Genomic DNA, 25,131 nt, shown 5'->3' on the forward strand with positions numbered 1-25,131 from the left:
TACTTTTAATGCAAAAAAACAAAACTCAACTGTAACAAAATAAATTTCACAACTACTAATATTTCATGAGCGAAAACTTAGAACAATCATTTGTTGCGCAGCTGCAGGCAAATCAGAATATAATCCACAAGATTTGTAGATTGTATACTGATGGCGAAGACGCTCATAAAGACTTGTTTCAGGAAATTACTATTCAGCTCTGGAAAGCGTATCCAAAATTTAGAGGCGAGAGCAAATTTTCGACCTGGGCTTATCGTGTCGCCTTAAATACTGCTATTACTTTATATCGAAAAACCAAACGAACCGTATCAACTGTAACATATGAAAGTCATCAGCATTTCGCTAAAGATGTTGATTATAATTATGAAGAGGAAGAACAGATTAAATTGATGTATAAAGCCGTTTATCAGCTCAATGATATCGAAAAAGCCTTAGTTTTTATGTATCTCGAAGACAAAGATTATCAGGAAATAGCCGAAACTTTAGGCATCAGTGAAGTGAATGCACGCGTGAAAATGAACAGAATTAAAGGGAAACTTAAAAAAATACTAAATCCTTAAAATACCACCATGAAAGAACTGGATTTATTAAAAAAAGACTGGAAAAAGAACTCGGATTCTTTTGAACAAATTTCTGAAAAGGAAATCTATAAAATGATTCATAAAAAATCATCTTCAACTGTAAAATGGATTTTGATTATCAGTATCCTGGAAGTACTATTTTGGACTGCTTCCAACTATTTTTCGAATATTGATGATATTCTAAAAAAAATGAATCATCCGGAAATTATACTTTATATGGAAGTTTTGATGTACTTTAATTATGCTGTAATTCTGGTTTTTATTTACTTTTTCTATAAAAATTACAAAACAATTTCAACAACGGTATCTACCAAATTACTAATGAGCAGTATTCTCAAAACCCGTAAAACTGTGCAATATTATGTTTGGTACAACTTAGGAATGATAGTCGTTTCGTCAATATTTAGCTTTTTTATTGGTTACGTTTACAATCCTGAAATGGAACTCATAAGAGAAAAATTAGCCCTTAATGGTAAAGCGATGCTATTTTCTATTGGAATTTTATTTATGATAATATTAGGATTCTTCGGAATGTTTTGGTGCATTTACAGATTGTTGTACGGAACTTTGTTACGTCGCTTATATGCTAATTATAAAGAGCTGAAGAAAATTGATTTTTAATGATTTATTTAATTTATAATAATTGTTTAAAATCTAATTTTCGCTTTCCGGGCCTTTATAACTCCATCTTCTCATTTCATTAAGTTCTTCCTGTGCTTTTAACTCTTCAGCTGGAATAACTTTTAAAAATGATGGATGTTGTTCTATTGCATATTCTACTTTTTCTACAATTTCTTCAATAGTATCATTTTCATAATCAATCTCAAGAGGTTCTTTGATAATGAATGACTGCAGAATATTTTTCTTTTTCACCCGCAATCCTTTTTTGTCAAAAGAACGACGAAAACCGTCAATAACAATAGGTATTACAATTGGTTTATGCTGTTTGATTATATGCGCAGTTCCTTTTCGGACAGGCTTAAAGGATTTTGTTGTCCCCTGTGGAAATGTAATTACCCAACCATCATTAAGTGCAATTTTGATGTTTTCAGTATCATTGGGATTAACTTGTCGTTTTTCTGTAATATCAACACCCTTTGCCCTCCAGGTTCTTTCGACTGTAATTGCGCCAACATATGCTAAAATTCTTGGCAGCAAACCGGCCTGCATTGTTTCTTTGGCACCAACATAATAAATATTCAGTTTGGGCTGCCATAAATAACCAATATTTTTAATAGTATCCTGACGACCGCTTAAACTTGCATTAAAAACATGAAACATAGCCACCACATCTGCAAAATAAGTCTGATGGTTAGATATAAACAACACATTCGTATCCGGCAATGTTTTAATTATCTCCGAACCTTCAATTTTTAAATCATTGAAACCTCTGTAACGTTTGTGCGTCATGGCCCCCAAAATACGGATCAGCCATTTTTTGATGAATAATATATGTCCAAAAGGATTTCGTTTAAACAATCCCATAGTAGTGAATTATGTTGTTTTTGTTAAGTCGCAAACATACAAAAATTATTTTTTTGGCAATTACTATAGACAATTTCAAAAAGAAACAGGTATTATAATGAATATCAAATCATTAAATTTACGTTTTTAAATCTTTCCGTCAAAGGCATTTTTCAAAACTTCCCTTAATTCACTTAATATCATGGCGGTTGCCCCCCAAACCATATGATTCTGGATATTAAACGCGGGAACTGAAATATTATCTGCATAAGAAGTTGATAATGTAGCCTCAATTATAATTTCATCGTTCAAAAAAACAGACAGCGGGAGTTCTATAATATCCGCAACTTCTCTTATATCCGGATAAAACGAAAGTTCCTGAGAAGAAATTCCCAAAAAAGGATGCACCAAAAAATTGCTGGGTGGAATATACATTGGAGTAAATTGCTTTATAATTTCAATTTTTTCAGATGAAACACCAATCTCTTCATAGGTTTCACGCAAAGCAGTTTCACTAAAATCGGCATCAGAAGCCTCATATTTTCCGCCTGGAAAAGCAATCTGGGATGAGTGGACACCATTATAAGCATTTCGAACAATTAAAATCAAATGTGCTTTTTCATTTTTGGGATACAACAACATCATTACGGCTGCAATTCTGGGATTCTTTGTTGATAAATCAAGATTCTTCATTAGCTGAACACGTTCCAAAGGAGCCATTTTTACATGTGCCTTTTCGGCAGGAAGTTCAGCCGGAATTATATTAGGAAGATGTTGTAAAAAATCTTGAAAATCCATAATCAAAGTTTACTTTTGTACTTTCAAACAAATAAAATATAAATATAGTCCAGAAAACGCGCTTGCACAAGTTTTCTAAAATCAAATCCAGAAAATGTACAGCAGAGAAGAATCACAAAAAATAAAAAGAGAATTTTGGGTAGCTTTCGCCGAAAAATATCCGCGTAAATGGGTTTTATATAATACCAAAATCAAAGACTTTTCTTTTAAATTTTATGTAGACAATAAAAAAGCACAGGTTTTAATAGATATTGAACACAGAAGTGACGAAAAACGAAATGCCTATTTTGAAAAAATTGAGGCTTTAAAAAATATTCTGGAAGAAGAATTCATTAAAGATTTGGTTTTCGAAAAAAACTATACTTTAGAAAGTGGCAAAACCATCAGCAGAATTTGGGTTGAAAAGTCTGGCGTTGGCTTCAGCAACCGAAATACCTGGGATATCATTTTTGATTTCTTCAATGAAAAAATGCATTCCCTTGAAATGTTCTATCTGGAATATGATGAATTTATCAAAGACATTGAGTAACTTTCTAAGTTTCTGAGAAACCAAAATAAAAAAGGAAAACCCTGCAACTTTTTACAATTAGCAGGGTTTCCTTTTTTTTAAATCAGACCGTAAAAATATTATAAACAATAATATGATCATCATAATTTATATAAAGCTGCTTACGATAATCCTGTTTTTTTCGGGTTATAATTGAAAGTTTGCAATCTCTTCCTTCATTGTCTTTGCATATGAAAGAATACACTATATCTGTATCATTTTCTTCTCTTTCAATATAATCCAGGATATTAAAAAGCTGAATTTCCTGAGAATACACTACAATTCTGTGTTTATCGGTATCTAAAACCACAGAAAGATTTACTAAATCCAAATTGGACCACTCTCCCCATTTTCCTTTTTGATTTTTCTGTAAAACACTAAAACCTGAAGTTTTGAAACGGTATGACTGGCCGTAAGACTGCTGTACGCCAAATGCTAAAAAAAGAAACAAAATATAGTTACGTAAAGTATTCATAATGTAGTTTGGGGCAATTAAAATTCAAATTTACTTTTTTCCTGACAGGCAACTTCAAAATCGGACATTATTTGTTGTATAATTTGTTTTACAGGTAAAATTTCATGAATTAATCCTGCAATTTGTCCTATTTCAAGCTCTCCTTCCTCAAGATCACCTTCAAACATTCCTTTTTTTGCTCTTGCTCTCCCTAAAAGCTGCTCCAAATCTTCTCTTGATGGGCATTTTGCATATAAATCCTGAACATCCTGATAAAATTTATTTTTAATCAAACGAACCGGCGCCAGCTCTTTCAGGGTCAATTGAGTCCCCCCTTCTTTTATACTAACTATTTTTTCTTTGAAATTATTATGGGCTGAAGATTCGACAGATGCTGCAAAACGGCTTCCTATCTGAACACCGTCAGCACCCAGAACCATTGCAGCAAGCATTCCTCTTCCTGTAGCAATCCCTCCGGCAGCGATAAGTGGAATGTTTATTTTTTCTTTTACAATCGGAATCAGCGTGAGAGTTGTCGTTTCATCACGACCGTTATGCCCACCGGCTTCAAAACCTTCGGCAACAATAGCATCTACTCCCGCTTCCTGAGCTTTAAGGGCAAATATACTGCTACTCACAACATGCACAACCGTAATTCCTTTTGATTTTAAAAAAGAGGTCCATGTTTTAGGATTTCCTGCCGAGGTAAAAACAATTTTCACTCCTTCGTCAACCACAATATTCATGATATCTTCAATGTTTGGATATAACATCGGAATATTGACACCAAACGGTTTATCGGTCGCTTTTTTGCATTTCTGAATGTGCTCTCTTAAAACTTCAGGGTACATTGACCCTGCTCCGATGAGTCCTAAACCACCAGCGTTACTAACTGCAGAAGCTAACTTATAGCCACTGTTCCAAACCATTCCTCCCTGAATTATTGGATATTTTATATTGAAAAGCTGAGTGATTTTATTCATTCAAAAATATTATTGTTTTATGATTTTCCCTGTTTTATGCAAACCATCGGCATCTAAAGTGTAAAAATAAAGTCCACTTTTTAAGGATTCAACTGAAACAACTGAATTTCCTTCCGTAATTTTTTTGTATAACACTTTTTGTCCCAAAACTGAGTAAATCGAAACCATAGCATTATTAACTGTGTTTGAAAACGAAAATACAATATGAGTTCTTGCAGGATTTGGATACACCTTAAAATCACTATTTACAAAATTCTCAACTTCCAGAGTAGTACCAAAATTTGGGATTCCGTAACCGTAATTATTGTTCGGAGTTAAATACTTATCTGAAGACTGAATGACCATATCCCTGATTTCCTGATTTGTTTTTGACGGATAAGCCTGCCACAAACAGGCAATTGTTCCTGCCATAATCGGACATGAAAAAGAAGTTCCGTTTGCTGTACCTATATTCCCCGAAACGTCAGAAACTACAGCTGCAGTCCCTTGTGCCATAACATCAGGTTTTATTCTTCCATCGTAACTTGGCCCTATTGAACTAAAACTGGATTTTACTTTAGAAGCCGTCACAGCACCAACTGTAATAACCGAAACAGCATCTGCCGGTGAACCAATATGTTTTTCTGTCTGCTCTCCTTCATTGCCTGCAGAAGCAACAACTATTATTCCTTTACTGAATGCAATTTCTGCACCTCTGGATATAAAATTAGTTGTTCCGTTCATATCACTGTAAACATGACTATAGTTGGCATTATCATAACCAAAATATCCTAAAGAAGTTGTAATGATATCGACACCTAAACGATCTGCTTCTTCTGCTGCTTCTACCCAAAGTGATTCCTCAACTGGGTTTTCTGAAGCTCCATTTTCTGTAATAAACAAATAATATGATGCATCGGGTGCAGTACCTATCAACTGGTTTTCTTTATATCCTCCCATAGTTGAAAGCACTGAAGTTCCATGACTGTCACCGGTATAAAAATTCGCATTTCTGGAAACGTAATTGTACCCCCCCAGAATTTGATTGTTATCTCTTAACTTTTGAAAAGGCTGAGCTGTATTTACACCTGGAAAACCACTATCCAAAACAGCAATTATTTTTCCGGAACCTGTATAATTTTGCTGGTGCAGAACTTGTCCGTTGAGCATTTGTATCTGGTTTGCAGATGTTCCGTAATTATAATTAATCGTTGTTTTGAGTTTATCGTTCGTTGCTGCAATTCGATTTTCAATTACCTTTTTAGAAGTTGTATTTAATGCCTTATCCGCAAAAACAACTTTATCCACAAAAGTAAATGATTTTAAAGCATTCACATTAACCTGAGTACCTCTAACATGAAGCGCATTCAGCCATTTGGACTGTGCCAGAACTGTAATACCGGTACTTCCTGTTACCTGATTAACATAAGTTGTTTCCAAAGGCACATCAGTAATATTCAAAGCAATATTTTGGTTCGTCCTACGATCAAGGGCACGCTGTGAAAGCATTAATAAAGGAGAATCCAGATAAGTCTGAGCATTGGGTTTAGCATTAAAATACACCCAGGCATCTTCCTGTGAAAACATCACAGTTGAAATCAATAAAAATAAAAAAGCGTAATGTTTCTTCATAAAAATTTACTTTTTAAGGTGAGAACCTTTTTAAAAAAGTATAAAGCTATGAAATTACTCCCGAACCAACTAATTCATTTCCTAAATGCCATGCTACAAACTGTCCTTCAGTAATGGCTGATTGCGGTTCATCGAAACGAACGTACATTCCTTTTTCAAATTGGTATAAAGTTGCTTTTTGTAAAGGCTGACGATAACGAATTCTTGCCATTACTTCCATACTCTCTCCAGCCTTCAAAGCCAAATCCGTACGAATCCAGTGAACCTCGGATTTTTCTATAAACAATGCTTTTTTAAACAATCCAGGATGATTGCTTGTAAGACCTGTATAAATCGTATTGGTTTCAACATCAGTTGCAATAACAAATAACGGATCAGTAGTTCCTCCAACATTTAATCCTTTTCTTTGTCCAACAGTAAAATAATGAGCTCCCTGATGTTTCCCCATAATTTTTCCCGTCTCAGGACGATAATTTAATTTTTTGGAGTCAATTTTCAATTCTTCTTCTAAAGATAATCCAACTGGTTTTTCAACACCATAAATCGGATCATTTTTGTCTATCTGAACAATTTCGCCTTCCTTTGGCTGTAATTTTTGCTGTAAAAATTCCGGCAAACGTACTTTTCCAATAAAACAAAGTCCTTGTGAATCTTTCTTTTCTGCCGTTACCAATTCCATTTCAGCAGCGATTTCGCGAACTTCAGGTTTAGTCAAAGCTCCGATTGGAAATAATGCTTTAGATAATTGTTCCTGAGATAACTGACATAAAAAATACGATTGGTCTTTGTTATTATCTGCTCCTGCAATCAACTGATAAACTGATTTGCCATCAACTTCAATTTCACTTTTTTGACAATAATGTCCTGTCGCCACATAATCAGCCCCCAGACTTAGGGCAATTTTCATGAAAACATCAAATTTGATTTCGCGGTTACAAAGCACATCAGGATTTGGAGTTCTTCCTTTTTCGTATTCGTTGAACATGTAATCAACGATTTTTTCTTTATATTCTTCGCTTAAATCAACAGTCTGAAACGGTATTCCGAGTTTTTCTGCTACCAATAAGGCATCATTACTGTCTTCTAACCACGGACATTCATTGGAAATAGTAACGGAGTCATCGTGCCAGTTTTTCATAAAAAGACCAATAACTTCATATCCCTGCTGCTGCAGCAAATAAGCCGCAACACTGGAATCTACTCCTCCGGAAAGTCCGACAACTACACGTTTCATTCTAAATTGTTTATGTTTTTACAAGGGTGCAAAGATAAATCAAATTATAGATAATTCGGGCAGTTTTAATCAGTTTATCCAATCGGGGAACAGATAAAACTTATGTTTTATTTGATTACTTTTAATTCTCAATAAAAAAATCATGAAAAAACATCTTTACAGTCTGTTTTTCTTTTTCATAATGTTATCTCTGAGTGCTCAGCGTCATTCATCTTCCTTACCAAATTACGAAGCTTTTAAGGTATTTCGGGGAAAACCTTTATCTGATAAATTTTCGAATATAGAATCGGTAAAGGTTATTTACGATTTGAAAAAACAAAAAATGTATTACTTCGACAGCAGTTTTATTCCACTGCATTTCGAATTCGTTACTAATTATTTAGGTTATGACAAAGGTTTGGAGATTTTCAACAACAACAATTACAGCAATACCGAAAAAAACAGAGAGTTTTTACTCGGAAATCTTAATCACATAAAAAATACTGATAAATGGATTTTTGAACTTGCCACATCTGACCACATGCCAATTGCACTCACTGAACGCTTTTTTAATCTAATTGTACAATCGACTTTTATTGGAAAAAACTTAAAATTTTACCTGAACAACCCTGAAAAAATAGAATGGTTCCAACAAGGAAAATTTAAAATCCCCTGTGTAAAATCAGATTATATTTTTAACGAAGTTACGTATCAGGAAGTGGTTTCAGGAAGCAACATTGGTATACTGAAACAGTATAAAATAAAGGATTTAGAAAGTGTAAAACCAAAATCTGATGAAATTATTATTTTAGACGGAACACCTGATGTTCTCCCAAACGTAAGAGGCATCATTGTAAACGAACTTCAGACTCCGTTGAGCCATTTGGTACTTTTAGGGAAAAACAGAAAAATTCCCATTATGGCATATACAACTGTTGATAAAGACAATAATATCAAAAAATTACTTTCGAAAAAAGTCGAATTAAAAATTGAAACCGATACCTTTTTCATCAAAGAAAGCAACAAAAAAATAATGCTAAAAACTAATTCAAAAAAGAAAAAATTAGTCATCGACAGTAGTGTTACTCAATTAGTAGATTTATCCAAAATCCCTAAAAAAGGGGTGAATTATATTGGTTCGAAAGCACAAAACATGGCTTACCTGATTGCTATTTCAAAAGAAATCTCTTTTAAAACACCCGAAGACGCCTATGCCATTCCGTTTCACTTTTATTTGAAACACACTCAGAAAAAAGCTATTTCTCCTTTGATAAAAGAACTTTTATCTTCACCACATAAAGATTCAGCACAATGGATAAACCAACAGTTAAAGAAAATTCGGGATGCTATTAAAAAAGAACCGATTGATCCGGAATTAATTACTAATCTAAATAAAACTTTTAAAAACAGGGCTTTTAAGAATTTTAGGTTCCGATCTTCAACTAATGCCGAAGATTTAGATGATTTTAATGGTGCTGGTTTATACGATTCTAAAACCGGAATTTTAAGAGACAGTATCAAAACTTTTGAAAAGGCCATTAAACAGGTTTGGGCGAGTACCTGGAACGAAGGCTCTTATAACGAAAGAGAACTTTTTGGTATTGATCAGCAAAACATTGCAATGGGCGTCCTGGTGCATCGGTCTTTTCCTGACGAACTTGCCAATGGCGTTGTAATCACAAAAAATATCTTTCGAAAAGATTTTCCCGGAATTACGGTTAATGTCCAAAAGGGCGAAAACTCGGTTGTTAAACCAGAAAAAGGAGAAATCTGTGAACAATTTGTCGGCTACTATTTTAATTCTGAAAAAGAAGAAGATTTTGAAACCGATTATACTTCGAATTCAAACTTAAACAACAATCAGCCTTTATTGACCCGAAAAGAAATGAGCTGGCTTTTTCTGGTCAGTACAACAATTGAAGAAAAAATGTATCGTTACTGGAAAAAGAACCGGTATCACCCTGTTGATATTGAATTTAAAATTGTGGGCGAAAAAAGAGATTTATACATTAAACAGGTACGCCCATTTAATGAATAATCAATAGAAAACCAACAGGTCAATTTCGTTTAAAACTCCATTTATATTCACAATTTTAAAATCAAAATCTTCAATATTAATTTTTTCCTGAACAGATTTCCGAATGTTTTGATTATCTAAGACAAAGCCCTTTTCTAAAACAATTTTTACCTCAACAGAATTAAGGTATTTTAATGCTTTTTTATTTACAATTACCGAAGCCATAATATAAAAGCCAATAATAATTAGCTGAAAAAACAGTAAAATTTCAATCTTTTCATACGGATACATAATATCCAGAATAGAAAGCGTAATGGTTGCAAAAAGAAAAATAATAGCGTTTACGGTAAACGATTGTGTCCTGAATCTTAAAATGGAAAAAATCGCAAATAACCCAAAACCTATCCCTACTCCAATTTCAATTTTGGTAAACAAATAACAAAGCGAGAAAGTACAAAGCCCGACAATAACCATCAATGGATTTATGGTTTCATTATCTTTTCTGTTAGAGAAAAAATACAAGACCAGAATTGAAAAAAACAATAAAAAAAATCTTCCTGAAAGTTCGTTTAAATCCATTTAAATCAAATTTTTAGCAAATCAAATTTAAACAATTTATCTTTCTTTCAGGAAGATCTGTATACTCGTTACTGTTTTTTTCGAAACAACTAATAAAACTATTCCATTTTTGGTTTTGAGTCGGCCTGATAATTGCTTTTCGGATCGCTCATATTTACTTCTTTCGTTAATTTACCTTTTAGATAAAACTGCCACATCCCTACTTTTTTGCCGTTCAGGAATTTACCTTTTGAAGCCACTGCGCCATCTAAATCATAAAAAATAGCTTCTCCATTAAACTGGTCTTTCACATAAGCTGTTTCTTCCTGAATGATTCCGTTTTGCCCAAATTTTTTATAAACACCTTCTTTCAGGCCACTTTTGTATGTTACTTCTTCAGCAACTTTTGCATTTGGGTAATAAACGGTTCTTTTGCCGTCCAGCTTTCCATTTTTATAATTTTCAACCGTCATTAAAACCTTAGACGCTTTGTGATAATATTTCCATTCGCCTTCATAATTTTTTCCTATCACTTTTCCTTCGCTTACTATATTTTTCTTCTGATCATAAAAAATAGTATAGGCACTTCCGTCATTAGCACTAAAATCCCGTGTTGCTATAACATCTCCTTTTTTAGTATCATCAAAAAACTTAAAAATACCAACTTCTTTTCCGTGGCTGAAAGTGCCCTCATAACGTGGTCTTTTAGAAACTTCATAAATACCTTTCCATACACCGTCTTTTTTGCCATTTGAATCCAGCTTGTTAAAATCCTGAGCAAACGTAACAGCTCCCATTAAAAACAAAAACCAAAAATTTTTCATATTTTCTTTTTCTATATAACAGCAAACATTGTTTTTTAGTATTGCAAATGTATAATCATTTAAAGAGAAACACATTTATTTCGCCCATAAAAAATCATAAATAACTCAAAATAAAGCACATTTTTTTTTGCAATAAAATTTTAAAAAGCTTTTATAATTTATAGAATAACTGTTCTAATTTAAACTATATTCGCAAAAAAGAAATACCAAAAATTATTATAAACCCAAGTATTAAATCCATACCCTTAATGAAATCCTTAAAACTACTTTTTCTAACCCTTTTTATAGGTGCAGCACAATTACATGCGCAGGCTAAAATTGAATCTATTACCTACAAATACCACCCACATTTTATGACAACCGACATAGGTCAGCCTGTTGCCGGAACTTATTTAATTGAAGGGAAAAAACAACCCATAATTCAGATAAATGCTGATGGAACAGGTGTTTTTCAGTTAGAAAATCTGTCAAAAAAAGAAATGGTATGGGGAATCGAATGCAGCGATGAAGGTATTCCGATCTACAAAGAAGGATACAACAGTTCATCTTATACATTCTGGTACAAATTAAAAGGAAGCGGTGAATGGCTTTACACACAATTTCTGATTCTTCCAACCAAGAAAAAAATGTACCTTTTGGGAGATCGTGTAAAAGATTATGGAGATCCAAATGAAGTAAAAACTCCGGCATCTAACTAAAAGATGTTTTTATGAGAAAATAGAACGTTTTCGTTGCTTTTCAAAACACATTCTTAAATTTCGGATTTTATTTTACCAAAATGAAAATTTTATCTAATTTTTATTTAATTTGCAATAAAATTCAACAAATCTTATAAAATGGTTACAATCACCCGCCTTTTTGATTTCCCCTATTATCAACAAGAAACTTATAGTCTTCCGGTTGCATTGGCTACCAAAAAAAACGGAGTTTGGGAAAAAACGTCCAGCAGTGAATATATTGCTAAAGCAAATGCTGTTTCGAGGGCATTATTGCGTATGGGCGTGCAAAAAGACGATAAAATTGCCTTAATCACCTCTAACAACCGTACGGAGTGGAATATCATGGACATTGGTATCCTGCAGACAGGAGCTCAAAATGTTCCTATTTACCCAACCATTGCGGAAGAAGATTATGAATATATTTTAAACCATAGCGGCAGTATCTATTGTTTTGTTTCTGATGAAGAAGTATTGCAGAAAGTAAATGCCATAAAAGCAAATGTTCCGACTTTAAAAGAAGTTTATTCGTTTAACGAAATTGCTGGCTGCAAACACTGGTCGGAATTACTGACTTTGGGTACTGATGAAAGCAATCAGGCAGAAGTTGAAGCCAGAAAAGAAAGTATAAGCACTGAAGATTTAGCTACAATCATTTATACTTCCGGAACTACCGGAAGGCCAAAAGGAGTTATGCTTTCGCACCAGAACATTGTTTCAAATGTTTTGGACAGTGCACCAAGAATTCCTTTTGATGCAGGAAAAAGCACTGCCCTGAGCTTCCTGCCTATCTGTCATATTTTTGAAAGAATGATTTTATACATCTATCAATATTATGGAGTGTCGGTTTATTTTGGAGAATCTATCGATAAAATCAGTGATAACTTAAAAGAAGTACGTCCAACTGTAATTACAGCAGTCCCAAGACTTTTAGAGAAAGTTTACGATAAAATTTATGCGAAAGGAACTGAATTGACCGGTATCAAGAAAAAACTGTTTTTCTGGGCTATTGATTTAGGTTTAAAATACGAACCTTACGGAGCTAATGGTTCCTGGTATGAGTTTCAGTTAAAAATTGCCCGCAAGCTTATTTTCAGTAAATGGAAAGAAGGTCTGGGCGGAAGACTAGATTTAATGGTTTCCGGAAGCGCTGCTTTACAGCCTCGTTTATCCAGAGTTTTTGCTGCTGCCGAAATTCCGGTTATGGAAGGTTATGGCTTAACAGAAACCTCTCCTGTAATCGCCGTAAACGACCAAAGAAACAAAGGGTTCAAGATTGGGACTGTTGGAAAACCAATTCGTAACGTTGAAGTTAAAATTGCCGAAGACGGTGAAATTTTATTAAAAGGTCCGAACGTAATGTTAGGCTATTATAAAGATCCGGAAAAAACGGCCGAAGCCTTACAAGATGGTTATTTCCACACGGGAGATATTGGAGAAATTGACAGCGAAGGCTTCCTTAAAATTACCGACCGTAAAAAAGAAATGTTCAAGACATCAGGCGGAAAATACATTGCACCTCAGCTAATTGAGAATGCTATGAAACAAAGCCGTTTTATTGAACAGATTATGGTAATTGGTGAAGGCGAAAAAATGCCGGCAGCTTTTATTCAGCCTAATTTTGAGTTTGTAAAAGAATGGGCGAAAATCCATAAAATCACTTTAGGTAATTCTACTGCCGAAATTGCTTCAAACCCTGATGTTATTAAACGCATAGATGAAGAAATAGAAAGCATCAACAAAAAATTCGGACACTGGGAACAAATCAAACGTTTTGAACTTACTCCTGATATTTGGTCCATCGACGGCGGTCAATTGACCCCAACCTTAAAATTAAAACGAAAAATTATTAAAGAAATCTACAAAGATCTTTACGCAAAAATCTATGGGAATATTCAATAAATCAAAATAATTTAACCAAAAAATGAAAGGCTGTCTCAAAAATGAGTCAGCCTTTTTAATTAATAAAAGTTTATCTTTTTGCTTTTAGTTTATACTTCATCACATCCTTAAGCAGTGATTTGTTCATTTGATTAAAGAAAAGCAGCTCAGAAGCTATATCTGGTCTTTTAGCAATCTTTTCTGATACGATTTCATATGCTATATTTCTGGTAATCTCTTCCATGCTTTGATGCTTTTTAAATTCGTGTTTTATCGCCTGCAAAAATAACTCCGAATTATCGGAAGAAACTTCATTTTCATAAATAGAGGTAATGGCAGTAGATAATTTTTCTGTCGATTGTATATTAGCAAAATAGTTATTCAAACAATTCAATGCATCTTTTTGATTTTTCCAACCTGTTAAAAGCAAATTTTGCGCTTCTTCCCGATTGTCCATTTTATCTTTAAGAATCAATGATGCTTTTACATATTGTGAGTTTGCTTTATAATTGTCGATTACAATAGTATAATGTTTATCTGCATCAGTTCTATTTTTTAGAACAGTATACAAATCTCCAACTTTTTCATGCTGATTCAATTCGGTATACAATTCTATAGCCTGTTTGTAAATATGTCCTTTTTCATAACACTCGGCTGCTTTATGTTTATTATGCAGGAATTTTAAATGAATAGCTGCCGCTTCACCGTACATTTCGCCTTTTTCAAGAACATCTGCTGCTTTTTGATGATTCTTTAGAAGTTTCAAATAGATATGTGCTGCTCTCGAATATTCTTTCTTTTCTATAAAATTCTCAGCCAGTTTTTCATATCGGTTTTGCAAACCGGCGAAACGTTCAGAATCTACCAAAAATGAACCTCCAGATCTACTAGATCCTGCCCCGGAAGAACTTGATGAATAACTCGGACTCGAATAACTCTCGGAAGAAGAACTTGAACTTAAGGCGAACGCTATAATTAAACCTATTACGAATACAATAACAAATAATGCCAGAGCCGAATCAGATCCGAGATTTATATTTGTAAAATTACAAGCGCGTACACTAATCAAAATAAAAAGAACAAAAACCACTTTAAAAACAGCTAAACCTCCACCAGATTCAACAGAACGATTCGTTACATTTCCTCCTCCTCTAAATGAAGTACTGCTGGAATTGCTGCCCGAAAATGAGAACTGTCCGTCATTTCCTCCTCGTGCTGTCCCAAGCGTGTCCAGCGGAATAGCCATTTTTAAAGCTGCTTCAGGATTTTTATCAAAAAAAGCCAGGAATTTGTCCATTTCCTGCTGATTCCCGTTCATTATTTTCTCAAGCTCAAAAGGCATTTCTTCGCTTGTTCCTTCTTCTGAAAATGGATTATCAATTTCTTCTAAAATCTGTTCTGTATCTATCTCGTAACGAAACGACGAAATGAAACCCGGAATATGAATCGTTTTTGAAGGCTCCAGTATTTCAGCATTTCTTGTCACTGGAATCGTTATCAAATCTATCCATGAAATCTCATCTTTTAATTCTGTCAAACCAATCTCAGGATGCATAAAATGATAATATTCTGAAAACAGATTCTGCCACTCTTCTTTTGTAAGCTGAGGTGTAATTTCAGTGTTTTCAGGAATGAACAATTTATTACCTATCAATTGGCAAAAATTATTTTTCCCACAATCTGTAATTTTGGTTTTGTTCTGGATTAAAACAACCAGACAGCCAAAAACTTCATTTGCATTTCTGCCGGGAACAGGAAAAACCTTAACCGCATCAAGTGATAAACCCATTGTCTGAATTTCATGCAGCCAATCATCAGGAGTAGTACTCCTGATGAGAATTCCTCCTTTCGGAAAAGAATTTTTAGTTGTTATGGTTAATTTCAGTTCCATGCTGTTTTATATTTTTTATAAATGCCTCAATATATTTTTCTACAAATTCTTTTTCCCTTATACTTTCCATAGCAGGATCAGAAATAAAATAATCGTTACCCGAGTACTCTTTTTCTGTCGCCATAACTGTTCTGTTGTTAATTATAAAAGGTATATAAAACTGAGGTATTTCCTCATTGCTGCTTTCAAACACAAGAATTCCATCTTTATTGGTTACTGTACTACCATCATTAGATTCAAAAAACAAAGTTTCTATATAACAAATTGTCCCGTTTCCTTCTATCATTTTCTTAAGGTTCTCGGCATATTCTCTAGTCACATTATTTAAAATTACGCCTAAATCCTCGCTCACAATTTGGTTGCATTCAGCCAGCGATTTATTAGTGTAATCCCTAATTATTTTTATAACATTCACTAAAGATGCCCCTTTTGTTTTTAGAACCAGATTTACTTTTTCCGTAAAACGTATGGATGAATCTTCAGAACTACTGAAACGACTGTAATGTTTCTTTTGAAATTCTAAATGCACAAATTCAAATCCGTTCACTTCTATACGATTATCGGTAATAGAAAATCCATGCACTTTTTTTATAGTGCTGTACTTAAACTTGCTTTTTTTAAAACTTTCTATAAACGAATTTCGTAAGCTGGAATATATATCAAAAGCTTCTTTTATCGCATTCCCAGTTTTCCACCCTATTTTTAAATCATCGCTAAGATGCCAATATGCTTTCCCGTTAGTAAAGTAAAAATCTTTATCAAACTCAAAAGCAGTAATTTTTCCTCCATTTAATTCACTTAAACCAAGAGTTTCACTTTTCAACTCACGAGTCTCCAGATTTAATATACTAACATTATGTACTAGTAAATCACAGAAATAATACAGTAAAATTTTCTGTCCTCTATTGTTTGTTTTGATAGCAAACTCTCCATTTCCAAAAGGAATATCTGAAGCTCTTTTTTCAAACCCTTTATCAAAAGTATTATTACTAAACAAAAACAAATTTCCTTTTACATAAGTGTAAAAATTCTTTCCTTCATGAAATATAGTATAGTAATTTCTTTCAACCGGATATAGCAACGGAATTTTATCTATTGTTACATCTCGTCTTTTTGGGAGCAAATCCTTTTTTTCTTTATACCACAACTCATCCAGAGGCATTATGATATGCTGAAGCATCTTTCTGCCTTTGTTTTGATTTTTGTAAACTTTAATGCTTTCCATTTCCATTTCAAAAACATACTTTATCTCAGAAAAATAAGTGCTTATCACATTTTGCATCCGTACTTGTTTCAGACTGTCTTCTGATGAAAAAAGAAAAACTTCCTGTGTTTCACCATTAATTTTATTTTGCTGAAAAAAGGATTCAAGTCCTGCAGAACAGTCCAATTTGCTATTAAGTTCTCCCAGCGAATCGATCACCTGATGAATAGTATCAAGTGAAACTTCTTTTACTTCATGTCCCACAACAAACACCCTGCATTTAATATCTGCTTTAGGATGTCTTGCAATGGCAATTGCTGAGGCGAATGACAAAATTTTAGGATTCCCCCAGTTTTTCAATGAGATGTCCAGCAGTAAGATTCTTTCAAACTTATCCTCTTCCGGCGGAACTTCTCTCTGAATATACAATGCTTCGTTATTCGCAATTCGGGACATAAAAACATCGTCGTCGTAAGCAAATTCAGAAATAACCAGTTTATCAAAATCACCTTTGTTTGTCAAATCAGAAATACCACCAAGAGGCTGTTGACCCGGATGGCTGTGATGAAGCGGAATATTCAGCCCCGACCAAAGTCGTTTGATAAGACTTCCTACCTGAAACGTACGCTCATCCTGGATAAGTTCTTCAACAAAATCGGCAGAATCTGATGGCTTCTTTTCTTCTAAAATTTCCTCTTCCAGTTTGTCTTTCAAATCCTCATGCGGAATACCTTCCATAGCATTCAAAATTGACTGTACTTTCGGAAACCTTACTTTCAGCATTGCGAGCGTTCTGAAATCTTTTATGAAATTAGCTTCATTAAATGCTTCTTTTACTGATGCTCTTACCAAATGATGTCTGTGATTTTTATATTCGTCCAGAATTTTTGCTGCTTTTTCAGAAGAAATCCTGTTATGGCATCCCTCAAAAATGGTCTGAAACAATTTTAATCTTTTTTCTCCAGTTTTATATTCATCAGGCAAAGCCGAAAGTTGTTTCATAAAACCAATTGCAGCACCTAATCTAAAGGAATGTTCAACTGGAAAAGTTTTACTTATTTCCCTGCTTTTTGCCCATGTATCAATCATCGCAATCGCCAGATCACTGTCATGATTCGTCGCTGTTATGGCTAATAATAAGGTCCCGAATGGTGGAAAGCTATTTTGAGAAAGATGTTCTAAAATTTCAAAAACAAATTTTTCATAAGCAATAGTTTGTCCATTCGGAATCGTGATCGTTTCAAATACACTATCCGAAGAAAATATTTGATTGTCCCATTCCCAAAAATAGTCGGCAAATGATTGAAAATATCTTTGAAATTCCATTTTTATTTTATGAAAAAGTTAATCGAAATGAGCTTATCGAAAGCTCTTTTATATTGTTTTTAGGAATTTGAGAATAACTGTTATCCTCATTCCATAGTATTATGTTTTCTTCAGACGGATTTAATTTCTCCTGAAGTATTTTGTTTAGTGCGTACCATTCGAAATCATATCCCGAAGGCATTAAAAAATCGTTTTTAAACCAATACGTATTTCCTTTTAAAGGCAGTAAGGGTGTTCCAAAAATCAAAGCTTTGTTATCAATAACTATCCATTTTAGAGGTCGAAGACGAAATTTTGGAGCAGTTTCTATATACGATTTCAACTCATTCAGATCGGTTAGCAATGCATACGCTTCTTTGGTGTCTTCTGACGGTTTTAGTGTGATCGAAAGTTTCTTCCCGACACCAAAAAAATTATGATTGAAACTTGGCAATGAAACAGGCAAAGAGCGCAAAATAGGCGTCCATAACAAACCAGAAGGCAGTTTCTTGGCCGGCAGCTGTTTTCCTTTTTCGAATAACAGATTTTCTTTCAGCTCGTATATTTTCGCATACGGAATCTGTAAAATCTCAGCCGAATTTATTTGTTCGGCTGAGAAGTCTTTTACCCAGATTGTATTGGCTTCAAAAGCAGTTTTGAGATTTTCCCAATGTCGTATGGTTGCTAAAAAAGCTTTGTTTTCTTTATTTATTTCTAAAAAATACATTTTAAATAGTTTGTAGAATTTTCTGCCACAAAGATTCTATATGTTCCTGAATATATTTTTTCTGTTCTGAATCTTTAATCCAGTCACAGCGTGTCTGAATGAATCTTAATTTGTCTTTGATTACATTTTGTTCTTCAAAAGAAAGGTTTTCATCCTGCCATTTTTCGGTTAGATAATTCACTTCTTTCATCACACTTTCGGCATCTGGAGTTTTATTGTACAAAGCCTGTGGATGTGCTTCTGTTGAATTGTCTTTTTCGATAATTTTATTGATAATTCCTTCCAGTATCTCAATTTGTTCTTCATTATCCCAGATGTATTTTAAAACCCAGAAATCAGAAAGAATAGCTTCATTTCTCCCGCACATTAAAGCACTGGCAGCGATTAGGTTCTGAAGTTTTACTGCACGTCGGTCAGATACTTTAATTCCGGTATTTCGAAGGCTGTGAATAATATCAACATATTCGTTTCGTGTAGCACTCAAATCGACCTGACGGCATAGTTTCTGCAATTCCCGAACTTCATCTGCTGAAATTACTGGTGTTTTTACGTCTGCATTACTTTCTAATTTCCATCCCGCAAGCAATACCTGGTAAAGCAAATCGGGTTCTACGTAATCGCATTTTATACGAATCAAAAAACGGTCAAGTAAGGCATTCAGCGATTCATCTTCGGGCATAAAGTTACTTGCTCCTACGAACATCAAAGCCGGCAGCTTTTTGGTTTCTTTACCACGACGGAAGATTTTTTCATTAAGCGCCATCAGCAAACTATTCAAAATAGCCGAGTTGGCATTGAATATCTCATCCAGAAAGACCATCGAAGCTTCTGGCATCATTCCGTCAGTATTCGTGATCAGTTCTCCTTCTTTCAGTTTTCGAATATCAAACGGACCAAAAATCTCGTTAGGCTCTGTAAATCGGGTCAATAGGTATTCAAAGTTTTTATCACCTTCAATTCCTTTAGACAATGCTCGTACAATGGCACTTTTCGCCGTTCCCGGAGGCCCTAACAAAAAGGCATTTTCTCTTGCCAGCAAACCAATTCCAAGCAGGTCAATAATTTCATTTTTTCCAACAAAGGTTTCTTTGATATGTTTTAAAACGGCATTTAATTTAATAGTAGCGTTCATTACTTTATTCTATTTATATAATTCGTTTATTTGTTTTTAAAGTTCTGCCCAGAATAGTTTTTGATAATCTCCAAATCCTATTTCTAATTGTTTTTTTATAAAATCGGACTGTGTCCATCGTATTGCTCTTCTATGTACAATTCGGTCTATATAAAGCTGAAGTAGACAGTCGTTTGCCTGAAGAATATCAAATCTGATATTTTCCAGATTCAAATCTGATCCAATGGCCGAATAATGAAAACGTGACAGATGTTTTTCTAAAATTGGAATAATCAAATCCTCCGGATCTATTCTTCTTATTTCATCGAGAATCTGCGGTAAAAATCGAAGACAGAGATCAGCTGAAAGTACCGCCGAAGCATCAAATTCTTTTTCGTAATCTGGCAAAATAGCATCAAGCTCGCTTATTTTATGTTCCCTATGGAGTAACAATTGTGCTGCCAGATAAACCGTTTTGGCGGCCCATAATGCTGCTTGTGTATTAAAGCCTGGTGTAGTTCCCGGATATTCCAAAATTTCTTTTTCATATTCTGTTTCAAGAAACAAAACCGCTTCATTTTCTTCTTCTTTAGAAATAACAATTATTTTGTCATATAAAATAACCTGCTCAATAGTCCTAAGATGATAGATCGTATCTAAAAAAGGTGTTTTCGTTTTACTCATATTGCGTAATCTTGTTTTTGAATAGAATTAATTTTCCAGGGGCATTTAAGAATTGTTTCATAAAATGCATATTCACAAATATATTATTAAATCCACACCTTTATTGAAATAGTAATTGGTAACAAATGTTTAAAAATCTGATTTATCTAATTGGAAAAGAGAAACCGCAGCTGTAAAACTGCAGTTTCCTTCTGCAGCTATCAACTATCCTTTTTGATAACTGCGATTAACAAATTAAATTCTAATTTTTCAGGCACCAGTTTAAAATCTTAGCGATGTTTTTGGCATCGTCTATACCTCTGTGATGTGTTCCTTCCAGCGGAATATTCAGCAAATGCAGTGCTCCGTTCATTCCTGTTGGCTTTACCAGACCAAACTTTTCGGCAAAATGTTCTTTTACGTTGATATGTTCGTCTCCCATTGGATATGAAATACCAAACGATTTACACTGTTTTTTCAGCATATCCAAATCGTACTGACCGTAACTTGCCCAGGTATACAAATCCGGATTATATTCATCAATAAGCTGATTGACGGCATCTTCAAAACTAACTCCATTCTGATCCAGCAAATCCTGGGTAATTGTCGTCAGTTCTGTACAAAACAAACTAACGGCTGAACGTTGTGGTTTTATCAATATTCCTTTATTTTTAGAAATCGCACCGGTTTCTGTATCCAAAACGGCCAAACCAATTTCTATAATTTCATTTTGCTGACCCTGCGGGACTGCTCCTTGCCAACATGTGGCTTCTAAATCGATAATAATAATTTTATCTGTAGTTTTCATTTTTTCTAATTTTTTTTAAAATTTACAATTCTCTGTCTCCAAAAGGAGCTTTCCAATCTTTCGCTAAAATGCGGGCTTTTACCTCATCATAAGAAAGCGGTTCGTAATTATGGCAGTCTACTCCTACGTCAAAAGAGCGGGAAGTTACATCATCAAACAAATGTCCGTGAGAGTGACCGTATAAGTGCCATGTGCCTCTAAAAGAACTTCTCCATACTTTCATTGCGTAGTGAAACAGGATTATCTTTTGTCTGCCATTTGGTGCATCTTCATCGGCGACACTTAATTCGTAATAATCTTTGATCCATTCAAATCGTTTCGCATAACTCAGTGCCGATTTATCGTGATTGCCTTTTACAAGAAAGATAGAACCGTTTAACTGGTCTAAAATTTCTTTTGTTCGTTCTGATCTTGCCAAAGAAATATCACCTAAGTGATAGACAATATCCCGTGGACTTACCTTTTCATTCCATCGTTTAATGAGCTCTGCATCCATTTCTTCGACCGAAGCAAACGGACGCTCACTAAACCTGATTATATTCGTATGACCAAAGTGATGATCAGACGTAAAAAATATATTTTGATTCATTGTTTTTTAATTTTTTAACAGAAACCATCTACAAATGATTTCTCTTTTCATTCTTTTTAATTTGATGGTCAAATATTCAAATTACACTGCGCAATTATTTTGCGCAGTGTGAAAAAAAATTAATTGATCCATTCAATTACAGTCGATAAATAGACTTGTCTGACTTCTTCAAATCGAGTAATGTTCGGAATATGATTTACTTCAAGTAAATATTTAGAACCGTCTTTTGCTACGATATAATCATTTCCAATCATATCCATTTTCAAAACTTCTTTGATATGAAGCGTGTCAGCCAGCAAATCATCATCAACAGGCATAAAACCTGCATTATCAGGATGAATCGATTTCAGCCAGTCTTCACCTTCTAACTTAATCTGCCAATAGGTATCTCCTATCATCATAATACGAACGGCTTCACCTTCATAATACGGTTCAATGGTAGCGGTAAACTCACTTTCCCACTCTCCGGTAAAACGGTGTTTATTTTCACCACAATGCCAGTTACCCCATTTTGCGACTGTATCATTCGTAGTATTTACAGAGGCCCCTGCACTTACAAAACCTCTCGGCGCACTAAATCTCGAAAGAGATAAAGCTTTTACGAGACAAGGAATCTTAAATCGGCATTCGAGCATTGCAGCCGGATTTGGATAACAATCTCCTTTCCAGATCGCAAGACCTGAAATAAAATCAAAATCATTATCGTAAATTCCGTAATAGACTACTTTATCTACAGGTAACATTCCTACTCCATTGGCTTTTTCCATATACAATACCTCATCTTTTACCACAATTTTTGGTATAGACTGGTGCCAGATAATATGGCCTGAATATTGGGCTTTTATAATGTCATATTCTTCTTGTTCTATGCCAACTAAGGCTATTCTGTTATAGATTTGCATTTTTTAAATTTTTATTTCTTTAAAACTTTATACAGCAATTTGGCTGCATTGTAAGCATCATCCGCTCCATTATGATTCTCTCCTTCAAAAGATTCTCCTATTAACTCCAGCTCTTTCAATAATCCTTGAGGTTTTTCCTGAAGGTAAACTAAATTAAAAAGTGTCTTTATATTCAAATAGTCATTTCTAAATGGATTTTCAATTGCTTTTGCTTTACATTCTTGTTCTAATATTTCTTTATCAAAATCGCCATAACCGGCAAATGTTCTATACTTTGCCGAATATTTGGAATTAATTTTCTTCAATGCTTTTTCAAGAGAAGTTCCTTCTGTCTGTAGTTTTTCATTTGTAATTCCAGTTAATTGGTGACAAAAAGAAGAAACTTGAGAAACTTCTGGTTTGATATAAAAACTTTGTTTATTTTCAATTTTTCCCGACGATAAGATTAACTTGCATACTCCTATTTCGATAATTTCTCTCTGATTTAAGAGTGTTTCCTCCTTAGATTCCCAGCAAGTTGCTTCAATATCAATCACTATAATTTTATCATATAACACCATGATTTCCAAATTCTTAACTATTATTTTTAAATAAATAAACAATGTTCCGATACTTTCTTTTTTTTTGAAATTGCTGTTCGCATCTCATAAAAATACCGGAACTGAAGGACTGCTAATCTCTAATAATTCTTTACTATTACTATTCATTAAGCACCACTTCCAATCGCTTAACACCAAAATCAGACTTTCTTAACTTACACATTCTATCATCTGATTTATGATGGAAAACAATACCTTCCATATCTGTTTCATCATTCATTAAGAAGACTTTTAAATCTTCAAAGGCAACATTTTCTAAATCGATTATTTCAGAACCATGTTTTACCAAAGTATGTTTCTCAAACTTTTCAGGGTTTCCTTGTATTTTGGGTCCGCATAATTCGTAAGTTCCGTCTATTTTGTTTTCTAAACGGTCGAAAGCTTCAAAGAAATGTTTGTCTTCAGATTTGGATCGGTCACATTTTAACCAGTGCGGGTGATGTCCTGAAACTGGATCGGCTTCCTGACACGGAATTGCGCCAGCTGGAATTTTTCTTCCTTTTTTAGCATCGAATCTTTTAAATATTTCTCCACCAATGATAGCTGCTGATGTACCGTCAAATTTTCTGGTTGCAATGGCTTCTCCTTCAATTACCCAAATATTTTCTATATTGATTTTATTAATTACCCTTCCTAAATCAGCAGGGTTTTTAGCAAATAATGTACTTATCTTTTTCATGTTCTTTCTTTGTTTTTTATGCAGCTAAATCGCTATGTTTTCTTTTTTCTATACTTTGGTTTGCATCTCTCCAAAGTCGCAGAGTCGTTTAGCTTTAATTTTTAATTCGTTTCGTTTTCTTACTAGAAAATTTTGTACAGGAGGAGAGACTCGAACTCTCAAAAAACTGATCCTAAATCAGCCGTGTTTACCATTTCACCACTCCTGCAATTTTCATCGTTTTTTATTATTAATGAGAAGCAGGACTCGAACCTGCAGCCTCCCGCATATAAGGCGGACGAACGACCATCGTTCTCTTCTCATTTTTTTTAAGCTACTGAGGTACTAAGATGCTAAGGTTCTAAGTTTTTTTAAACTATTACCTCAGAACCTTAGAGCCTCAGCTCCTTAGTACCTTAGCAAAAGCGGCTCATACGGGAGTCGAACCCGTTTCTCCCGAGAGACAGTCGGGAAGGTTAGCCAGTAACCCCAATGAGCCAGTTCCTTCTAGAGAACAAGTGATTTTGGAAGGATTCGAACCTTCGGCCATCTGCTTAGAAGGCAGACGCTCTATCCAACTGAGCTACAAAATCATTTTTTTGGGCATAAAAAAAGCACCCGGTTAAAGGTGCTTTTAAGATTTATAAGATATACCTATCCTATTGTCCATATTCATGCACCTGTATTATGTTACATCCAAGATCTAGTCTTGAGTGTAGTTGTCTTTCGCTGTATACTTTTAAATCAAAAATCATTTTATATGTTGTATTATATTTTGAAATCATTTTTTTATGAAAATCTTTGTTCTGATTTTCTTCGGCAAAGATAAAGTTGAAAAAATCAATTATCCAAATTATTTTTTGAATTATTTTACTGAATATCAATTAGTTATATTCAAATTAAATCAATAGAAATTCCTGTCCGCATACTGATGCAGATCCTTAATTGTATCAAATGACTGTCTCTCATCGGATTACTTCTTAAGATTGTATTTCACTATTTTGACTACTCATTAAGCATTTGTTGT

At 34.1% G+C, this 25,131-nt stretch carries 24 protein-coding genes and 4 tRNA genes; 6 read left to right on the forward strand and 22 right to left on the reverse strand.

Annotation, left to right across the window (positions count from 1 at the left end):
* The first annotated feature begins 65 nt into the window (after nucleotides 1–65).
* Together GWR14_RS06270 and GWR14_RS06275 are read left to right on the forward strand one after the other, a co-directional pair.
* Nucleotides 66–560 carry an RNA polymerase sigma factor gene (locus GWR14_RS06270; RefSeq protein WP_163408181.1) on the forward strand — a complete coding sequence of 165 codons (495 nt, stop codon included), beginning with the start codon at nucleotides 66–68 and terminating at the stop codon, nucleotides 558–560.
* A 9-nt stretch (nucleotides 561–569) separates the two neighbouring features.
* Nucleotides 570–1,202 (forward strand): hypothetical protein, encoded by a 633-nt coding sequence (locus tag GWR14_RS06275; protein ID WP_163408182.1) that lies wholly within the window; start codon nucleotides 570–572, stop codon nucleotides 1,200–1,202.
* A gap of 33 nt (nucleotides 1,203–1,235) precedes the next feature.
* On the opposite strand, the gene GWR14_RS06280 is transcribed toward GWR14_RS06275, so the two are convergent.
* Both GWR14_RS06280 and GWR14_RS06285 read right to left on the reverse strand, forming a co-directional pair.
* Nucleotides 1,236–2,066, reverse strand: coding sequence for a lysophospholipid acyltransferase family protein (locus GWR14_RS06280; RefSeq protein WP_163408183.1), 831 nt, complete (start codon nucleotides 2,064–2,066; stop codon nucleotides 1,236–1,238).
* Nucleotides 2,067–2,192: 126 nt separating this feature from the next.
* Nucleotides 2,193–2,843 carry an NUDIX hydrolase gene (locus tag GWR14_RS06285; protein ID WP_163408184.1) on the reverse strand — a complete coding sequence of 217 codons (651 nt, stop codon included), beginning with the start codon at nucleotides 2,841–2,843 and terminating at the stop codon, nucleotides 2,193–2,195.
* 94 nt (nucleotides 2,844–2,937) lie between these two features.
* Here GWR14_RS06285 and GWR14_RS06290 point away from each other — a divergent pair, with 94 nt between their 5' ends.
* A complete protein-coding gene (locus GWR14_RS06290) occupies nucleotides 2,938–3,372 on the forward strand; it encodes a DUF4268 domain-containing protein (RefSeq protein ID WP_163408185.1) in 435 nt (144 codons plus the stop codon).
* Between the two features lie 82 nt (nucleotides 3,373–3,454).
* Here GWR14_RS06290 and GWR14_RS06295 read toward each other — a convergent pair whose 3' ends face one another.
* The 4 genes from GWR14_RS06295 to mnmA are packed head-to-tail and all read right to left on the reverse strand — an operon-like array spanning nucleotide 3,455 to nucleotide 7,672.
* The gene (locus GWR14_RS06295; RefSeq protein WP_163408186.1) at nucleotides 3,455–3,865 is read right to left on the reverse strand and encodes a hypothetical protein; all 411 of its coding nucleotides are present in this window, start codon (nucleotides 3,863–3,865) and stop codon (nucleotides 3,455–3,457) included.
* Nucleotides 3,866–3,882: 17 nt separating this feature from the next.
* Complete coding sequence (locus tag GWR14_RS06300; RefSeq protein ID WP_163408187.1) at nucleotides 3,883–4,827, reverse strand: NAD(P)H-dependent flavin oxidoreductase; 945 nt, start codon at nucleotides 4,825–4,827, stop codon at nucleotides 3,883–3,885.
* Between the two features lie 9 nt (nucleotides 4,828–4,836).
* A complete protein-coding gene (locus GWR14_RS06305; RefSeq protein ID WP_163408188.1) occupies nucleotides 4,837–6,438 on the reverse strand; it encodes a S8 family serine peptidase in 1,602 nt (533 codons plus the stop codon).
* Between the two features lie 46 nt (nucleotides 6,439–6,484).
* The gene (gene mnmA, locus GWR14_RS06310; protein ID WP_163408189.1) at nucleotides 6,485–7,672 is read right to left on the reverse strand and encodes a tRNA 2-thiouridine(34) synthase MnmA; all 1,188 of its coding nucleotides are present in this window, start codon (nucleotides 7,670–7,672) and stop codon (nucleotides 6,485–6,487) included.
* 142 nt (nucleotides 7,673–7,814) lie between these two features.
* Between mnmA and GWR14_RS06315 the strand changes: the two genes are divergently transcribed.
* Entirely contained in the window at nucleotides 7,815–9,689 is a 1,875-nt protein-coding gene (locus tag GWR14_RS06315; RefSeq protein WP_163408190.1) for a PEP/pyruvate-binding domain-containing protein, read from the forward strand.
* Here GWR14_RS06315 and GWR14_RS06320 read toward each other — a convergent pair whose 3' ends face one another.
* Both GWR14_RS06320 and GWR14_RS06325 read right to left on the reverse strand, forming a co-directional pair.
* On the reverse strand, nucleotides 9,690–10,247 hold the full coding sequence (locus GWR14_RS06320) for a DUF4956 domain-containing protein (RefSeq protein ID WP_163408191.1): 558 nt from the start codon (nucleotides 10,245–10,247) through the stop codon (nucleotides 9,690–9,692).
* Nucleotides 10,248–10,345: 98 nt separating this feature from the next.
* Entirely contained in the window at nucleotides 10,346–11,050 is a 705-nt protein-coding gene (locus tag GWR14_RS06325; protein ID WP_163408192.1) for a toxin-antitoxin system YwqK family antitoxin, read from the reverse strand.
* A 248-nt stretch (nucleotides 11,051–11,298) separates the two neighbouring features.
* Here GWR14_RS06325 and GWR14_RS06330 point away from each other — a divergent pair, with 248 nt between their 5' ends.
* Nucleotides 11,299–11,748 carry a hypothetical protein gene (locus GWR14_RS06330; RefSeq protein ID WP_163408193.1) on the forward strand — a complete coding sequence of 150 codons (450 nt, stop codon included), beginning with the start codon at nucleotides 11,299–11,301 and terminating at the stop codon, nucleotides 11,746–11,748.
* Nucleotides 11,749–11,886: 138 nt separating this feature from the next.
* Nucleotides 11,887–13,668 (forward strand): AMP-dependent synthetase/ligase, encoded by a 1,782-nt coding sequence (locus GWR14_RS06335; protein ID WP_163408194.1) that lies wholly within the window; start codon nucleotides 11,887–11,889, stop codon nucleotides 13,666–13,668.
* A gap of 70 nt (nucleotides 13,669–13,738) precedes the next feature.
* On the opposite strand, the gene GWR14_RS06340 is transcribed toward GWR14_RS06335, so the two are convergent.
* From GWR14_RS06340 to GWR14_RS06405, 14 genes are all read right to left on the reverse strand, one after another.
* Nucleotides 13,739–15,538, reverse strand: coding sequence for a hypothetical protein (locus GWR14_RS06340; protein WP_163408195.1), 1,800 nt, complete (start codon nucleotides 15,536–15,538; stop codon nucleotides 13,739–13,741).
* A complete protein-coding gene (locus GWR14_RS06345) occupies nucleotides 15,510–18,068 on the reverse strand; it encodes a ribosomal protein L7/L12 (protein WP_163408196.1) in 2,559 nt (852 codons plus the stop codon). Before GWR14_RS06345 ends, GWR14_RS06340 begins: the two co-directional genes overlap by 29 nt.
* 7 nt (nucleotides 18,069–18,075) lie before the next feature.
* Entirely contained in the window at nucleotides 18,076–18,774 is a 699-nt protein-coding gene (locus GWR14_RS06350) for a hypothetical protein (protein WP_163408197.1), read from the reverse strand.
* A 1-nt stretch (nucleotide 18,775) separates the two neighbouring features.
* Nucleotides 18,776–19,906 carry an AAA family ATPase gene (locus GWR14_RS06355; protein WP_163408198.1) on the reverse strand — a complete coding sequence of 377 codons (1,131 nt, stop codon included), beginning with the start codon at nucleotides 19,904–19,906 and terminating at the stop codon, nucleotides 18,776–18,778.
* 36 nt (nucleotides 19,907–19,942) lie between these two features.
* Nucleotides 19,943–20,569, reverse strand: coding sequence for a hypothetical protein (locus GWR14_RS06360; RefSeq protein WP_163408199.1), 627 nt, complete (start codon nucleotides 20,567–20,569; stop codon nucleotides 19,943–19,945).
* A 241-nt stretch (nucleotides 20,570–20,810) separates the two neighbouring features.
* Nucleotides 20,811–21,356, reverse strand: coding sequence for a 3'-5' exonuclease (locus tag GWR14_RS06365; RefSeq protein ID WP_163408200.1), 546 nt, complete (start codon nucleotides 21,354–21,356; stop codon nucleotides 20,811–20,813).
* Nucleotides 21,357–21,378: 22 nt separating this feature from the next.
* Entirely contained in the window at nucleotides 21,379–21,945 is a 567-nt protein-coding gene (locus tag GWR14_RS06370) for a metallophosphoesterase family protein (RefSeq protein ID WP_163408201.1), read from the reverse strand.
* 119 nt (nucleotides 21,946–22,064) lie between these two features.
* Nucleotides 22,065–22,847 carry an ATP-grasp domain-containing protein gene (locus GWR14_RS06375; RefSeq protein WP_163408202.1) on the reverse strand — a complete coding sequence of 261 codons (783 nt, stop codon included), beginning with the start codon at nucleotides 22,845–22,847 and terminating at the stop codon, nucleotides 22,065–22,067.
* A gap of 11 nt (nucleotides 22,848–22,858) precedes the next feature.
* On the reverse strand, nucleotides 22,859–23,449 hold the full coding sequence (locus tag GWR14_RS06380) for a 3'-5' exonuclease (RefSeq protein WP_163408203.1): 591 nt from the start codon (nucleotides 23,447–23,449) through the stop codon (nucleotides 22,859–22,861).
* 97 nt (nucleotides 23,450–23,546) lie between these two features.
* Nucleotides 23,547–24,125 carry an RNA ligase 1 family protein gene (locus GWR14_RS06385; RefSeq protein ID WP_163408204.1) on the reverse strand — a complete coding sequence of 193 codons (579 nt, stop codon included), beginning with the start codon at nucleotides 24,123–24,125 and terminating at the stop codon, nucleotides 23,547–23,549.
* Nucleotides 24,126–24,260: 135 nt separating this feature from the next.
* Nucleotides 24,261–24,333, reverse strand: a tRNA-Leu gene (locus tag GWR14_RS06390).
* A 23-nt stretch (nucleotides 24,334–24,356) separates the two neighbouring features.
* Nucleotides 24,357–24,428: transfer RNA gene (locus GWR14_RS06395), tRNA-Ile, on the reverse strand.
* 102 nt (nucleotides 24,429–24,530) lie between these two features.
* A tRNA-Asp gene (locus GWR14_RS06400) sits at nucleotides 24,531–24,603 on the reverse strand.
* A 20-nt stretch (nucleotides 24,604–24,623) separates the two neighbouring features.
* A tRNA-Arg gene (locus GWR14_RS06405) sits at nucleotides 24,624–24,697 on the reverse strand.
* Between the last annotated feature and the right edge of the window lie 434 nt (nucleotides 24,698–25,131).

Origin of the sequence: Flavobacterium ajazii (assembly GCF_010614725.1) — a bacterium.
In the GTDB taxonomy this organism is placed as follows: domain Bacteria; phylum Bacteroidota; class Bacteroidia; order Flavobacteriales; family Flavobacteriaceae; genus Flavobacterium; species Flavobacterium ajazii.

Bases quoted from the DNA above. Each gene is read 5' to 3' on its own strand.
- GWR14_RS06270 (WP_163408181.1), top strand. From the start codon at position 66: ATGAGCGAAAACTTAGAACAATCATTTGTTGCGCAGCTGCAGGCAAAT.
- GWR14_RS06275 (WP_163408182.1), top strand. From the start codon at position 570: ATGAAAGAACTGGATTTATTAAAAAAAGACTGGAAAAAGAACTCGGAT.
- GWR14_RS06280 (WP_163408183.1), bottom strand. From the start codon at position 2,066: ATGGGATTGTTTAAACGAAATCCTTTTGGACATATATTATTCATCAAA.
- GWR14_RS06285 (WP_163408184.1), bottom strand. From the start codon at position 2,843: ATGGATTTTCAAGATTTTTTACAACATCTTCCTAATATAATTCCGGCT.
- GWR14_RS06290 (WP_163408185.1), top strand. From the start codon at position 2,938: ATGTACAGCAGAGAAGAATCACAAAAAATAAAAAGAGAATTTTGGGTA.
- GWR14_RS06295 (WP_163408186.1), bottom strand. From the start codon at position 3,865: ATGAATACTTTACGTAACTATATTTTGTTTCTTTTTTTAGCATTTGGC.
- GWR14_RS06300 (WP_163408187.1), bottom strand. From the start codon at position 4,827: ATGAATAAAATCACTCAGCTTTTCAATATAAAATATCCAATAATTCAG.
- GWR14_RS06305 (WP_163408188.1), bottom strand. From the start codon at position 6,438: ATGAAGAAACATTACGCTTTTTTATTTTTATTGATTTCAACTGTGATG.
- mnmA (WP_163408189.1), bottom strand. From the start codon at position 7,672: ATGAAACGTGTAGTTGTCGGACTTTCCGGAGGAGTAGATTCCAGTGTT.
- GWR14_RS06315 (WP_163408190.1), top strand. From the start codon at position 7,815: ATGAAAAAACATCTTTACAGTCTGTTTTTCTTTTTCATAATGTTATCT.
- GWR14_RS06320 (WP_163408191.1), bottom strand. From the start codon at position 10,247: ATGGATTTAAACGAACTTTCAGGAAGATTTTTTTTATTGTTTTTTTCA.
- GWR14_RS06325 (WP_163408192.1), bottom strand. From the start codon at position 11,050: ATGAAAAATTTTTGGTTTTTGTTTTTAATGGGAGCTGTTACGTTTGCT.
- GWR14_RS06330 (WP_163408193.1), top strand. From the start codon at position 11,299: ATGAAATCCTTAAAACTACTTTTTCTAACCCTTTTTATAGGTGCAGCA.
- GWR14_RS06335 (WP_163408194.1), top strand. From the start codon at position 11,887: ATGGTTACAATCACCCGCCTTTTTGATTTCCCCTATTATCAACAAGAA.
- GWR14_RS06340 (WP_163408195.1), bottom strand. From the start codon at position 15,538: ATGGAACTGAAATTAACCATAACAACTAAAAATTCTTTTCCGAAAGGA.
- GWR14_RS06345 (WP_163408196.1), bottom strand. From the start codon at position 18,068: ATGGAATTTCAAAGATATTTTCAATCATTTGCCGACTATTTTTGGGAA.
- GWR14_RS06350 (WP_163408197.1), bottom strand. From the start codon at position 18,774: ATGTATTTTTTAGAAATAAATAAAGAAAACAAAGCTTTTTTAGCAACC.
- GWR14_RS06355 (WP_163408198.1), bottom strand. From the start codon at position 19,906: ATGAACGCTACTATTAAATTAAATGCCGTTTTAAAACATATCAAAGAA.
- GWR14_RS06360 (WP_163408199.1), bottom strand. From the start codon at position 20,569: ATGAGTAAAACGAAAACACCTTTTTTAGATACGATCTATCATCTTAGG.
- GWR14_RS06365 (WP_163408200.1), bottom strand. From the start codon at position 21,356: ATGAAAACTACAGATAAAATTATTATTATCGATTTAGAAGCCACATGT.
- GWR14_RS06370 (WP_163408201.1), bottom strand. From the start codon at position 21,945: ATGAATCAAAATATATTTTTTACGTCTGATCATCACTTTGGTCATACG.
- GWR14_RS06375 (WP_163408202.1), bottom strand. From the start codon at position 22,847: ATGCAAATCTATAACAGAATAGCCTTAGTTGGCATAGAACAAGAAGAA.
- GWR14_RS06385 (WP_163408204.1), bottom strand. From the start codon at position 24,125: ATGAAAAAGATAAGTACATTATTTGCTAAAAACCCTGCTGATTTAGGA.